Origin of the sequence: Halomonas sp. 111, from assembly GCF_052379685.1 — a bacterium.
GTDB classification, from domain to species: domain Bacteria; phylum Pseudomonadota; class Gammaproteobacteria; order Pseudomonadales; family Halomonadaceae; genus Vreelandella; species Vreelandella citrativorans.
Genome location: NZ_JBQSYV010000022.1, coordinates 35758 through 48496 on the forward strand (window position 1 = coordinate 35758; position 12739 = coordinate 48496).

11 protein-coding genes are annotated in these 12739 nt (G+C 55.5%); 9 read left to right on the forward strand and 2 right to left on the reverse strand.

Annotated features, from left to right (window positions below; translation table 11 throughout):
- The first annotated feature begins 19 nt into the window (after positions 1-19).
- On the forward strand, positions 20-637 hold the full coding sequence (locus ACT3T7_RS15555; protein WP_444631498.1) for a LysE family translocator: 618 nt from the start codon (positions 20-22) through the stop codon (positions 635-637).
- Between the two features lie 50 nt (positions 638-687).
- On the opposite strand, the gene ACT3T7_RS15560 is transcribed toward ACT3T7_RS15555, so the two are convergent.
- Positions 688-2067 carry a GntP family permease gene (locus ACT3T7_RS15560; protein WP_444631499.1) on the reverse strand — a complete coding sequence of 460 codons (1380 nt, stop codon included), beginning with the start codon at positions 2065-2067 and terminating at the stop codon, positions 688-690.
- A gap of 211 nt (positions 2068-2278) precedes the next feature.
- Between ACT3T7_RS15560 and ACT3T7_RS15565 the strand changes: the two genes are divergently transcribed.
- The 8 genes from ACT3T7_RS15565 to ACT3T7_RS15600 all read left to right on the forward strand — a co-directional run bounded on the left by ACT3T7_RS15565 (position 2279) and on the right by ACT3T7_RS15600 (position 11619).
- On the forward strand, positions 2279-2968 hold the full coding sequence (locus tag ACT3T7_RS15565; RefSeq protein WP_444631500.1) for a glutathione S-transferase family protein: 690 nt from the start codon (positions 2279-2281) through the stop codon (positions 2966-2968).
- A 56-nt stretch (positions 2969-3024) separates the two neighbouring features.
- Complete coding sequence (locus tag ACT3T7_RS15570) at positions 3025-3564, forward strand: YaeQ family protein (protein WP_192527464.1); 540 nt, start codon at positions 3025-3027, stop codon at positions 3562-3564.
- Between the two features lie 262 nt (positions 3565-3826).
- Positions 3827-4816: a lipid A deacylase LpxR family protein gene (locus ACT3T7_RS15575; protein ID WP_444631501.1), complete on the forward strand. Its 990-nt coding sequence runs from the start codon at positions 3827-3829 to the stop codon at positions 4814-4816.
- 258 nt (positions 4817-5074) lie between these two features.
- Entirely contained in the window at positions 5075-5584 is a 510-nt protein-coding gene (locus tag ACT3T7_RS15580) for a CinA family protein (RefSeq protein WP_444631502.1), read from the forward strand.
- Between the two features lie 77 nt (positions 5585-5661).
- Positions 5662-6486, forward strand: a complete 825-nt coding sequence (gene nadE / locus ACT3T7_RS15585; protein ID WP_444631503.1) for an ammonia-dependent NAD(+) synthetase — start codon at positions 5662-5664, stop codon at positions 6484-6486.
- Between the two features lie 80 nt (positions 6487-6566).
- A complete protein-coding gene (locus ACT3T7_RS15590) occupies positions 6567-7715 on the forward strand; it encodes an exonuclease SbcCD subunit D (protein WP_444631504.1) in 1149 nt (382 codons plus the stop codon).
- Positions 7712-10789, forward strand: coding sequence for an AAA family ATPase (locus ACT3T7_RS15595; RefSeq protein ID WP_444631505.1), 3078 nt, complete (start codon positions 7712-7714; stop codon positions 10787-10789). The genes ACT3T7_RS15590 and ACT3T7_RS15595 overlap by 4 nt, the downstream gene beginning before the upstream one ends.
- 95 nt (positions 10790-10884) lie before the next feature.
- Positions 10885-11619, forward strand: coding sequence for a tellurite resistance TerB family protein (locus ACT3T7_RS15600; protein ID WP_444622261.1), 735 nt, complete (start codon positions 10885-10887; stop codon positions 11617-11619).
- Positions 11620-11839: 220 nt separating this feature from the next.
- Here the strand turns inward: ACT3T7_RS15600 and ACT3T7_RS15605 are convergent, their stop codons facing one another.
- Positions 11840-12736: a LysR family transcriptional regulator gene (locus ACT3T7_RS15605; protein ID WP_444622260.1), complete on the reverse strand. Its 897-nt coding sequence runs from the start codon at positions 12734-12736 to the stop codon at positions 11840-11842.
- Positions 12737-12739 lie beyond the last annotated feature (3 nt).

The following is a 12739-nucleotide window of genomic DNA, read 5'->3' on the forward strand; positions in this document are numbered from 1 at the left end:
ATCACGTTTAGGATAGCGCATGCAGTGGGCCGCCTTTCTTGTCGCAACGCTTGGTTTTGCTTTTCTGCCGGGCCCCGCCATGCTGTATACCGCAGCCCAAACCATCGGGCGTGGGCGGCGAGCTGGTTGGCTGGCGGTGGTCGGGGTTCATCTTGGTTGCTATGTGCATGTGGCAGCAGCCGCGCTGGGGTTGGCGCTGCTGTTTGCGGCTATTCCACCTGCCTATATCGCCATGAAGGTCATCGGCGGGTTGTACCTGTTATGGATGGGGCTACGCCTTTGGCAGCAGGGCGTGGCCCATCAAGCGGATGATGTTCCGCTTGTCAGCGCGAAACGAGTGCTGCGCGATAGCATGCTAGTGGAAGTGCTCAACCCCAAAACGGCGCTGTTCTTTATTGCTTTTCTTCCTCAATTTGTTCAACCCGAAAGTGCCATGCCCATTGCCTGGCAGCTAATGTGGCTAGGCATTGCCACCAATGTGCTGTTTTCTACCGCCGACGTGATGGTCGTACTGTTGGCAAGCCCACTTCGTCGATGGCTACAAAAAAGCAGTGGCTCCTCATCACTTATTCAACGCTTAAGCGCAGGCATATTGATGGCGCTTGGGGGAAATACGTTGTTCCAGGCTGCACGCTAGGCACGCCTGGAAAGCTCTTTAGTTGATGTTTTTCTGTGCAGCGTAACCGTTCAAAACAGCATAAAAATAAGTGATGCGAACACAAACCCCACAACAGATTGCAGCGCCTGCTGAACGGTCCAGGTCTTGAGCGTTGTCTTGACGTCCATTCCTAAAAGGCGACCAACTAACCAGAACCCAGAGTCGTTGACATGCCCAGCAAAGACAGAGCCCGCTGCTGTTGCCAGGGTAATCGCTACTACCTGCATGGATGTAAAGTCACCGCCAATCACGGCGGGGGCCATGAGCCCGGCGGCGGTTACCAGGGCGACAGTTGCTGAGCCTTGGGCCAAGCGCATAATCACGGCAATGACATAAGCCGCCAGGATGATCGGTAAACCAATATCGCTGAGCGAACTTGATAGCGCATCGCCAATGCCGGATGCCCGGAGTACGCCACCGAACATACCGCCGGCGCCTGTGATCAGTACTACCGAGCAAATCGGCCCCAGAGAAGAATCCAGTATTTTTTCTAACGCACTGCCTCCGATACCTTGGCGGCGGCCTAGTACTAACATTGCCACCAACGTTGAAATAAGCAGCGCTACCGGCGTGTTGCCAACGGCTGAGAGCAGTTGGAACCACAGCGCGTCACTATCCACAGCGCCCATTGAGCGCAGAAAGTTTAAGCCGGTGTTCATGAAGATCAGCACAATCGGCAGCAACAGCATGCTGATAACAACGCTGACAGAAGGCGGGTTGATAACGTGGTCATCGCTGACATCGCCGAACAGGGAGTCTGCGAGAGGGAAGGGGTAGCGCTTCGCGACAATTTTCCCCCACATATAGCCTGATATCCACCAAAGGGGGAACGCAATCACCACGCCAGCAAGCAGCAATAACCCTAAATTTGCCTCATAAAGCTCCGATGCGGTAACCGGGCCTGGATGAGGGGGCAGGAAAACATGCATAACCGAAAACGCAGCGGCAGCAGGCATGGCATAAAGAAGGATAGGGCCACCCAAACGACGCGAAACGGCAAAGATGATCGGTAGCATGACGATCAAACCGGCATCAAAAAATATCGGAAAGCCCATTAACAGTGACGTGATACCGAGGGCAAAAGGCGCTCGCTTTTCGCCGAAGAGATCAATCATTTTATCGGCAAGCGCTTTGGCACCGCCTGAATGCTCAACGAGCTTGCCAAGCATTGCCCCTAACCCTACCAGTAGAGCAACAGCGCCCAGCGTTCCCCCAAAGCTATCCACCATCGTGGGAACAATCGCATTGACTGGAATCTGCGTGGCGAGCGCTGTCAGTAAGCTCACCAACATCAGCGCCACAAACGCATGCATCTTGAATCTGATGATCAATAGTAAAAGGGACAAGACCGCTACGGCGGCAATGCCTAGCAACGGTCCTGTGGACAACGTTTGCGTCCATTCATCCATGCGAGTACTCCCAATGATAGTGCTAATTGCTGGCTATGTTATCGGTAACATCGTACAGCTTGATATTTTCTTGCATACACGACCTTGGTTTAAATAAAGTAAAAAAAGAATCTGTTAGACGATGAAACAGGCAATTTATGGGATAAAGAAAGGCGACATAATGCGACTAGCGTAGCCATCCTTGCTTTTTTGACGTAAAAAAGGGGTAACCATGTTTGATCTCTACATTGCCAACAAAAACTACTCTTCCTGGTCATTGCGGCCTTGGGTGCTTATGAAAGCGCTTAATATCCCTTTTAAGGAACACGTTATGGCCTTTGAGGGTGGCAATGGGGCGAGTCGAGATACGTTTATTCGCTTTTCGCCGTCTGGGCTTGTGCCTTGCCTGGTGGATGGCGAAACGGCCGTCTGGGATTCGCTGGCCATTGTTGAATACATTGCCGAGCAGCATGCTCGGGTATGGCCAAAAGAGGCGACAATACGTGCCTGGGCACGTTCGGCCAGCGCCGAAATGCATAGTGGCTTTTCCACGTTACGTAACGAATGCCCCATGAACTGCGGCGTGCGCGTCACGCTTCAGGATGTTTCTGCTGGGCTCAGAGCTGATCTCGCTCGATTGGATAGGCTCTGGCAGGAAGGCCTTTCACGCTTTGGTGGCCCTTACCTGGCAGGTGACGAATTTACGGCGGTAGATGCCTTCTACGCACCTGTCGTTTTCCGTGTACAAACGTTTGGCTTGCCTTTAAGCGAGGCTTCGAACGCTTATGCAAAGCACCTGTTGACGCTGCCAGCGATGCAGGCGTGGTATCAAGCAGCGCTCGACGAACAATGGCGTGAGCCTCATCACGAAGCCGATACGTTAAAACACAGCACCCTAACGGCTGATTATCGGAATGCCTAGCGCCTATCGGGCCGCGCATCAGGTAAACTAGCCAAAATTTATCGCTGGATATTCTGATGGCCCTTAGTGCGACGCCTTACAAAGTTGATATTAACCTTACCGACCTGGATCGTGGGGTGTATGAAACGCTACGTTTTACCGTGGCACGCCACCCCTCTGAAACAGAAGAGCGGATGAGTGCGCGGCTGATTGCTTATGTATTGTGGTACAGCGAGGCGATTGCATTTGGGCGCGGGCTTTCCGATGTGGATGAACCCGCACTATGGGAAAAGAGTCTGGATGGGCGGGTGCTGCATTGGGTTGAAGTAGGCTTGCCGGATGCCGAACGCCTAACCTGGTGCTCACGGCGCGCCGAGCGCGTATCGCTGCTTGCCTACGGGCGCACCGATATATGGGAAAACAAAGTACTTCCTGGCGTGGCAACGCTTAAAAATCTTCACGTAGCGACCTTGCCTCAAGAAGCCTTGGCAGTGATTGCTCAGAACCTCCCGCGCGCTATTAACTGGGCGGTTATGGTGAGTGAGGGCTCGCTGTTTATCACGGATGAAAACGGCCAGCATGAAATTACTCCGCAGTGGCTGTTAAGGGACCGTTAGGCTATTTCTTTAAATACATACAGCAAGGTACTGCCAACTTGGTGCGCGCAGCGAGGGCATAGGAACTGGCTATGCTTACTGTTACCCACCTTTGGAACAGAAGAGAGGCAGCGCCTTGCGCCACGGGTGTTGGGTTGTTATTGATGTTTGGCGAATAATATTTCCTTGCTATCTTTTTGCATGTTTACATACAATCAGGAATGTTTGCTAGCGCTCTTCGAGGGCGCTACTTTGGTTTTAACCCCCACTCAAGGGATGAGCAATGTACAACGTTTGCCTGCCTGCTTGGCGCCTGCTTCTCTTTGTAGCAGCAATGAGTCTACTCCCTGCCTTGGCGAATGCAGATAACAACGTCATTTCTGTGACACATGAAAATGACGGTCTAATGAGCAGTGACGATGGGCACTTTACCAGCGGCTTCGAGCTTAATTGGGCATTTAAGCCCAGCCCGGAAAACTGGACTCAGCGTTTAGCCACGGCGTTGCCGGATAGTTTGATAGGCCAGGCAGATTCAGTTGCTTTCCGATTGGTGCACCAGATTTATACGCCGGATGATATCGAGCGCTCTGAGCTAATTGAGGACGACCGCCCCTATGCAGGCCTGGTCTATGCAGGTATGTCACTTTATGAAGATGTTCCGGTAGGACGCTGGCAGCAAGCCACTGATCTTCATATAGAGGCCGGCCTGGTAGGCCCATCATCGCTTGCTGACAGCATTCAGCGTGAGGTGCACCGTATTACCAATAGCGAACGTCCAAGCGGCTGGCATAACCAGTTAAAGGATGAGCCGTTGCTTAACCTGACCATGCGTCGTCAGTGGTGGCATAACGTGCCTCTGGCCGGTAAGCGCTTGGCTCACGGCCCCGGTGTCAGCGTTGCCCTGGGCAACCTCAATACCTACGCTAGTGCGGGTTATGGCGTTCGCTGGGGTGATGATGCCAGCGGTATCCCGACGCTTACCCCCAACCCCAGTAACCGTGGCCGCATGACGAGTACAACGGGCTGGCAGTGGTATGTATTCGCTAATGTCGAAGGCTACTACGTCGCGCATAACCTCACTCTGGATGGCAACGTGTTTTCCAGCAGTCACTCGGTTGACCGTAAAGAGTGGGTAGGAGAAGGGGCCGCTGGCTTTGCCATTGCCTGGGATGAGTGGCAAGCCGTTTTTTCCGGTGTTCAGCGCACGCGTGAATTTGATGGCCAGGAAAAGCAGGACAAATACGGCGCGATTACGCTTTCAAAAAGCTTCTAGTTAAAAAGTCTTCCGGCTAGTTCAGCACATGACCAGGGCAGATGCCCTGGTCATTGTAGAGGTGCGCCATGACTACCGCTTACAGAACAGCTCCTACGCGGATGGGTGGAAGAAACAGCGCTAAGCCCTTATCAATGGATAAGGGCTTTTTAACAAATGATGAACTTGCTGGCTGATTTTTCAGCCCTCTTCGAGAACAGCTACCTTTTAAGAGGAAGAATAAAACGACAGGGATTGTGATTTGTCAGGAGATACGCAATGGAATTGCTTAAGCAAATTACTGATTATCTACAGCAGCAAAAACTCAAATTGGCCACTGCTGAATCATGCACCGCAGGGCTGATTGTCTCTGAGCTGGCCCGTGTGCCCGGTAGCGGGCAGTGCATTGACTGTGGGCTGGCGGTTTATTCCCCGGAGGCAAAAAATCGTTATTTGTCGGTCAGCTTCGATACGATTGATACGTATGGGCTTACCAGTGAAGAAACCTCTCGAGAAATGGCGCTAGGGGCACTGAATAATAACGATGCCACTATAACCGTCGCCAATACCGGGATTGCAGGCCCTGAACCGCATGATGACATTCCCGTCGGTACGGTATGCTTTGCTTGGGCATTTCTCCATGATCAGAAGACTTACATGATTACCGAGACACGCCGCTTTTCCGGTGATCGTAACGACGTTCGCCTAGCCGCCGCGCACTATGCATTGGAGTGCATCCCTCAATATCACCGTGATGTATTGAACGGTAGCGCGCCATTAGATGAGTAGAACCAAACACATTTCTGCTCTAGCCTGAATAAAATGCTATCCGCTATGGATCAACGTTCGACCGCAAGGAGGCCAGAATGGTAGATCAGCAGGCAACCCAATCGCATATTCAAACGGTTTTGCAGGTAACGCCGCGTATTGACCCGCAGCAAGAGATTGATAAGCGCGTTGATTTCTTGTGTCGCGAAATGATCGATACAGGGCAGCATGCGCTGGTATTAGGCATTAGTGGCGGCGTGGATTCCACGGTAGGTGGCCGCTTGGCGCAGTTAGCGGTTAATAAGACGCGTGAGCAGGGCATCGACGCCTCTTTTTACGCGATGCGGTTGCCTTATGGTACTCAGCAGGATGAAGACGATGCGCAGAAGGCACTGTCGTTTATTGAACCCGACCATGTGCTGACCGTTAACGTTAAACCGGCAAGTGATGCCCTGTTGGCCGCACTGGAAGAGGGCGGGTTAACGTTTAGAGACGACGCTCACCGCGACTTTGTGTTGGGCAATATCAAGGCGCGCCAGCGTATGGTGACGCAATACGCAGCGGCCGGAGCACGAAGTGGCCTGGTGGTTGGCACGGATCAAGCCGCCGAAGCACTAATGGGTTTTTTCACCAAATATGGCGACGGTGCCTGTGACGTTGCGCCGCTCACCGGGCTAACCAAACGCCAGGTACGTGACGTCGGTGCGGCGCTGGGCGCACCCGCCGCGTTGGTTGAAAAGCAGCCCACTGCTGATCTTGAAACGCTCAAACCCCTGTTGGCGGATGAAGTGGCGCTAGGCGTGACTTATGCGGATATTGATGCCTTCCTGGTCGGCGATGCCATCAGTGATGAGGCGTATAACACCATCATTGACACCTATACCCGCACCGAGCATAAACGCCAATTGCCCAAGGCCCCGTAAGTATTTCTCACCAGTAAAGGCTAAACGCCGTCAGGTTAGGTTGTTATGATGCAACCACCTAACCTGCCGTTGAGCCTGCCATGCGTCTACTCCACACCGCCGATTGGCACTTGGGGAGATTGTTTCACAACATCTCACTGCTTGAAGACCAGCGCCACGTGCTAAACCAGCTGATCGAGATCGTCGACCGCGAAGCCGTAGACGCTGTGCTGATTGCGGGCGATATCTATGACCGCTCGGTGCCTCCTTCCGCGGCTGTTACGTTGCTTGATGATGTGCTGGGCGAGCTTTGCCAAGCGCGTGGCTTGCCAGTGGTTATTATTTCCGGCAACCATGACGGCGCCGAGCGCTTGGGCTTTGGCGCACGCCATTTGCGTCAGGCGGGGCTGCATATTCTTTCTGATTTGAGCGCCTGCGATACCCCCGTTACGCTTGCTATCAACGGCGTTGAGGTCGATATTTTTGGCGTGCCCTATGCTGACCCGGAATACGTACGCAGCCAGTTCGGTGAACCGGTCCGCGACTTTGATAGCGCCCACCGCTACTTGCTAACGCGTATTGGTGAGAAGCGCCACGCTACCCGCCCAACGGTACTGATGAGCCACTGCTTTGTAGATGGCGGCAGCGCATCTGATTCCGAGCGCCCGTTAACCCTGGGCGGTGCAGAAAGCGTTGCTTGGGAGCCCATGCAGGGCTTTGACTATGTCGCGCTTGGGCACTTGCATGGCCCGCAATACCGCGGCGGCGAACATATTCGCTACAGCGGCTCGCTGCTTAAATACAGCTTTTCAGAAGCTCGGCAGCGTAAAGGCGTTACGCTTGTGGATATAGGTAACGAGGGAGTGACCGGCATTGAGCATCGCCCGCTGGTGCCCAAGCGCGAAGTGCGCGTGCTGGAAGGTGAGCTCGATGAGCTATTGCGGCAAGGGCACGAGGACCTCTGTGCCGATGACTACTTGTTGGTTCGGCTAACCGACCGCCACGCTATTTTAGATCCCATGGGCAAGCTGCGCGCGGTTTACCCCAACGTTTTGCACCTCGAAAAGCCCGGCATGCTGGGTGGGCAACAGCGTCAGCAACTGGATTGCGAACGGCTGCGCTTTAATGCCCTGGATATGTTCAGCGATTTCTTCGAACAAACCAGCGGTGACGCCATGAGCGCGGACCAGGCGCGCGCCATGAGTGATGTCATCACCTCCCTCAGCCGCGATGAAGAGGGCCAGCCATGACGCCGCTCGTACTCACCATGCAGGCCTTCGGCCCCTTTGCGGCCGAGGAGACCATCAATTTTTCTCAGCTGGGTAGAAGCCCGCTGTTTTTGATCAACGGCCCGACAGGCGCCGGGAAAAGCTCGATTCTGGACGCCATCTGCTTCGCGCTTTATGGCCAGACCACGGGAGAAGAACGCTCGGGCACCCAGATGCGTTGCGACCAGGCCGCCGATACGTTGCTAACTGAAGTAACGCTGGATTTTTACCTGCGCGGAGAGAGCTACCGGGTGCGCCGCGTGCCTCAGCAGGAGCGCCCTAAGGCGCGAGGCGAAGGGACGACAACGCAAAACGCAGAAGCCCAGCTGTGGCGGCTAACCGCTAACGGCAAGGAGAATCAGTGCCTCGTCGCGCGTAGCGTTAACGATGCTACCGCCCAAGTGCAGGCACTACTGGGGTTGGATGCCAGCCAGTTCCGCCAGGTGATGGTGCTGCCCCAGGGCAAGTTCCGGGAGCTGTTGCTGGCGGAGTCAAAAGATCGCGAAAAGATTTTTTCCCAGCTGTTTCAAACCCATATTTTTCAACGCATTGAAGAGCATCTGCGCACCCAGGCCAGCCAGATAGACCGAGCGGTGAAAGATCACCAGCACCGTGTCCAGGGCATTCTGGATGCAAGCGACATTGAAAGCGAAGCAGCGCTTATTGAGGCGCTGGAAACGCTGGCGCCAGAGCATCAGGCTGCTGAAAAGGCGTTAGCCATTGCTAAACAGCAGCGTGAACAGGCAGAGGCTGCCGAGCGCCAGGGGCAGGAGTGTCAGGCGCTTTTTGACCGCCATACGGCATTGGGCGCAGAAAAAAAACAGCGGCTACACCAGCAGCCGGAAATAGAGCGTGCTCAACAGCGCCTAAGCGCCCATGAGCAAACCCAGGCGCTGGCCGAACCCTTTCACCGCGTGCAAACAGCGCAGCAAACGGCAAGCGCTACCCAGCAAGAGCGCGTTCAGGCTCAAACGGCTGTTGAAAAACAGCAGGCGACGCATCAACACGCTCAGCAAGCGTTACACCAGGCACAAAGCCGCTACCAGCAGTTGCCGGAACGCCGTGAACAGGCTGGCCGTTTACAGCAAGCGTTGGAGCAATTTCAGGCGCTCACTGGTGTAGAGCAGGCGCTACACCAGGCGCAACAAACATGGCAAAGCCTGTATCGGCAGCTTGACCAACAAACGCAGCAGCGCGACACCATCGCTGAGCAGGGCGAGGCACTTGCCGCCAGGCTGAAAGCGGAGCAGGCGGAGCGCAATCACCTTGCAGGTTGCGATGAGGTGTTAAAAAGCCGCCAAGCGCTGCACGCGCAGCGGCAAACACTGGCCGGGCTTGAATCCCAGCGCGCTACATTTGCCGAGCAAGTGGCTCAGGCGGCAAGCGATGTTGAGCATCATCGGCAAACGGTTGAGCGCTATAAGCGTCGCGCCACCGAGCAGGAGATGCACTGGCACCAGGGCCAAGCCGCGTTACTCGCCGCTCGGCTGGAATCCCAGCAGCCCTGCCCGGTGTGTGGCAGCCGTGATCACCCTGCACCCGCCGTACAAGAGCAGCCCCCCGTTACCCAGGCCGATGTGAAGCGCGCACGCACGGAGCATGAGCAGGCGCATCAAGCGCTGGTGCAAGCTCAACAGTTGCAGCAGCGTTTGACCCAACAGCTTAAGTATAACGATGAGCAGAGCGAGTACTTACGTCATACGCTGGGCGAGTGGGGCGCCAAGCCACTAAGCGCACTGGAGGCTGCTTGCCAGGAGAGCCAGCGACATGTTGAGCGCTATCAAGTGCTTACTCGAGAGTTGGCAACCCAGGAGCGCACACTTGAGCAACAGCGCAGCGAATGGAAAGCGCTGGATACCCAGATAAAGGCACAACAGCCTGAGTTAGAGGCCGCCCAAAAGCGGTGTCATCAGCTGGAAGCCCAATGTGAGCAACTGCGCAGGGCGTTGCCCGAGCCACATGGGTCACTTGAGGCGCTGCAGGCAGAGCTTGGCCGTGTGCAAAGCGACATTCAGCAGTCTGAGGCGGCGTGGCAATCTGCTCAGGAGAGTGCTCATCACGCACAAACGGCGCTGGCCCGCGCCGAAACCACACTGTCAGATAGTGCCCAGCGCGCCGCCGCCGCGACTCAGGCGCTAAGCGCGGCCCAAAACGAATGGCAACTGGCGCTAAGCAGTAGCGCTTTCGACAACGACGCTGACTTCATTCAGGCCCGTCTGGAAGCGCCCGAGCGCCAGGCGCTTATTGAAACCGTCACCCTCTTTCAGCAGGCGCTGGCCAAGCTGGATGGTCAACTTGAGGCAAGCCAGACACGCCTTGAGGGGCTAACGCCGCCTGATTTAACCGCTTTGGCGGAGCAAGTGGCTAGCGCGCAGGCGCATGAGCAGGTTTGTAATCAAACCTACCAGCGCCTGGCGGCTCGGATTGCACAGCTAACCGCCACTCAGCAAAAGCTCAAGGCCGCCCATGCCGCCGAGGCGGAGCTTGAAGCCGAGTATCGGCTGTGGGGAACGCTGAGTGAGATCGCCAATGGGCGCACCGGACATCGCATTAGCCTGCAGCGTTTTGTGCTTGGCGTGCTGTTGGATGATGTGCTGATCCAAGCGTCCGAGCGGCTGGTGCGGATGAGTCGGGGGCGCTATCAGTTGGTGCGCCGTGAAGACCCTTCTAAAGGTAATAAGGCGTCCGGCCTAGAGCTTGATGTTGCTGATACGTATACCGGTAAAAATCGCCCCGTCGCGACGCTCTCGGGTGGCGAATCGTTTATGGCCGCGCTGGCGCTAGCATTGGGCCTCTCTGACGTGGTGCAGGCGTATGCCGGTGGCATTCAGCTCGATACGCTATTTATCGATGAAGGTTTTGGCAGCCTGGACCAGGATGCCCTTGACCAAGCCATTGCGATGCTGAGCGAGCTGCAAATGGGCGGGCGTATGATCGGAATTATTTCTCATGTCAGCGAACTCAAAGAGCAAATGCCGGTTCGTATAGAAGTACGTGCCAGCCGTCAGGGAAGCACGGTACAAGTGCAAGGTGTTATACCGGCGCAGGTCCTCTAGACTCAGTAAGGATCTAGGCGTGCATTCGTTGCCAGTACGTACATGGTTAGCACGTACATTGTCAGTACAATCTGTCAGCCCCAAGGAGTACAAGGATGAACGCTAGTAAAATTCTTCAACAGCTTATGCAGCAGGCCGGTGGCAGCCAAAAAGGCAGCAGCGGAGTCAATGTGAAGGGCATGCTGGAGGGCTTGTCTCGTCAGTTGGGCGGGGGCGGTAGTGATCAGCGCTCAAGCCAGTCGGGAAGTTCCAGCGGGTTCGATATGAAAAGCCTTTTGGGTGGTGGTGCCATGGGCATGCTGGTCGGTTCCAAACGTGGCCGGAGCATGGGCGGTAAGGCGCTTAAGTATGGTGCCATTGCTGGGGTTGGCATGCTGGCCTGGAAGGCCTGGCAGAATTCACAGGCCGCTAAAAATCAACCCGCCGCCAGCAGTAACGCAGAAGGCGAGCGTGTTGATGTATTAAGCGGTGAGGTTCAGGAGCGGCGTAGCCTTGAACTGCTGCAGGCCATGATAATGGCAGCTCGCGCCGATGGGCATATTGATGAGCAGGAGCAGGTGCTGATTACGGAGCAGATCGATGCGCTAGGGGCCGACCAGGAAATGCATAACTGGGTCGAAAGGCAGCTAAAGGCTCCATTGGATGCCGAAGCGCTTGCCCGCGAAGCGGACTCGCCCCAGGCTGCCCGGGAAATGTATTTAATGAGTGTCGCAGTAACTGATGACCAGAACCCCATGGAGCGCGCCTGGTTGGATCAACTGGCGCAAGCGTTAAAGCTTACCCCGGATGTCACCAAAGAGCTTGAGCACCAGGCCCAGCAGGCGGGCTGATAGCGTTTTCGTTTTCACACTAAAAAGCGCCGCCAGGATGTTGGCGGCGCTTTATTTTTACCGGTGGCAATAGCCTAAACGGCGTTATCGATTACTCCTGAATTTGACCCGCCAAAGGGCATTTCCAGGGTGGCAATAAAAAGTGCGTACGTCTTTTATCAATGGTTGGCTGGCGTATGTATTCGTGATAGTTCCGTCCATCTTTTTAAAGCCAGTTTCTTTAAAGCGAGGGCCATACTTCGTTCAGCGTACGTAATGCCGCGTCAATGGGAGGTTCTTCTGCACGATCATGGCGCCAAATCAGGCTAAGTGCGCAGGGCAGGCAAATATTGCTGGCAACGACAAGGCCGCTTTCCTGACGCTCGGTCATAGCCAGAGCATCGCGCGCAAGGCTCAGGCCAACGCCCGCGCGGACTAAGTCCAGCATGCAGGCCTCCTGATCGACCTGAGCGACGCGATTGGGTGTGGCGCCACTGCTGGCAAGTGTGTGTTGTAAAAGGCGGTGATGGGCCGAGTCCTCTGGCGTGACGATCCAGGGCAAGCGGGCCAGGGCTTCCCAGCGCGTATCGGCCAATTGGGCATCCCAGCCCATCGGGGCAACAACGTAGTAGTGAAAGTGGGTCAGCTCGCGCCAGGCAAGCGCCTCATGGTGGGTTCCCAGGCCGGGTGGCGCCAGGTAAAACCCCACATCCAGGTCGCCTTGCTCAACACGCCTTAACGTATTGCCGCTCATCCCATGATGAAGCTCGGTTTCAAGCTGCGGTGCTTGCGTCATTAGACGGCGCAGGAAAGCGCCCAGGCGAATAAATTCTGGATCGACAATCGTGCCTATCTTGAGCTTGCCTCTTGGCGTGCTGTGCAACGTATTGGCCGTTTGCTCAAAAGCATAGGCGCTTGCCAGGGCTTTCTCGGCGGAGGGTAGCAGGGCATGGCCATCAGGCGTTAGCGCTAAGCCCTGGGGGCGGCGTTCAAACAAAGTAAGCCCCAAGCTTAGCTGAAGCTGCTTCAACTTTAGGCTGATGGCGGGCTGGGTAAGGTGCAGTTGCTCAGCCGCGCGTGAGACGCTGCCTAGACGGGCGACCATGACAAATGCCCGTAGTGTCGCGTATTCGTGCATGGC

Excerpts from the sequence above, each read along its gene's own strand:
- ACT3T7_RS15590 (WP_444631504.1), top strand. The coding sequence starts at position 6,567 with ATGCGTCTACTCCACACCGCCGATTGGCACTTGGGGAGATTGTTTCAC.
- ACT3T7_RS15580 (WP_444631502.1), top strand. The coding sequence starts at position 5,075 with ATGGAATTGCTTAAGCAAATTACTGATTATCTACAGCAGCAAAAACTC.
- nadE (WP_444631503.1), top strand. The coding sequence starts at position 5,662 with ATGGTAGATCAGCAGGCAACCCAATCGCATATTCAAACGGTTTTGCAG.
- ACT3T7_RS15565 (WP_444631500.1), top strand. The coding sequence starts at position 2,279 with ATGTTTGATCTCTACATTGCCAACAAAAACTACTCTTCCTGGTCATTG.
- ACT3T7_RS15595 (WP_444631505.1), top strand. The coding sequence starts at position 7,712 with ATGACGCCGCTCGTACTCACCATGCAGGCCTTCGGCCCCTTTGCGGCC.
- ACT3T7_RS15600 (WP_444622261.1), top strand. The coding sequence starts at position 10,885 with ATGAACGCTAGTAAAATTCTTCAACAGCTTATGCAGCAGGCCGGTGGC.
- ACT3T7_RS15555 (WP_444631498.1), top strand. The coding sequence starts at position 20 with ATGCAGTGGGCCGCCTTTCTTGTCGCAACGCTTGGTTTTGCTTTTCTG.
- ACT3T7_RS15575 (WP_444631501.1), top strand. The coding sequence starts at position 3,827 with ATGTACAACGTTTGCCTGCCTGCTTGGCGCCTGCTTCTCTTTGTAGCA.
- ACT3T7_RS15605 (WP_444622260.1), bottom strand. The coding sequence starts at position 12,736 with ATGCACGAATACGCGACACTACGGGCATTTGTCATGGTCGCCCGTCTA.
- ACT3T7_RS15560 (WP_444631499.1), bottom strand. The coding sequence starts at position 2,067 with ATGGATGAATGGACGCAAACGTTGTCCACAGGACCGTTGCTAGGCATT.
- ACT3T7_RS15570 (WP_192527464.1), top strand. The coding sequence starts at position 3,025 with ATGGCCCTTAGTGCGACGCCTTACAAAGTTGATATTAACCTTACCGAC.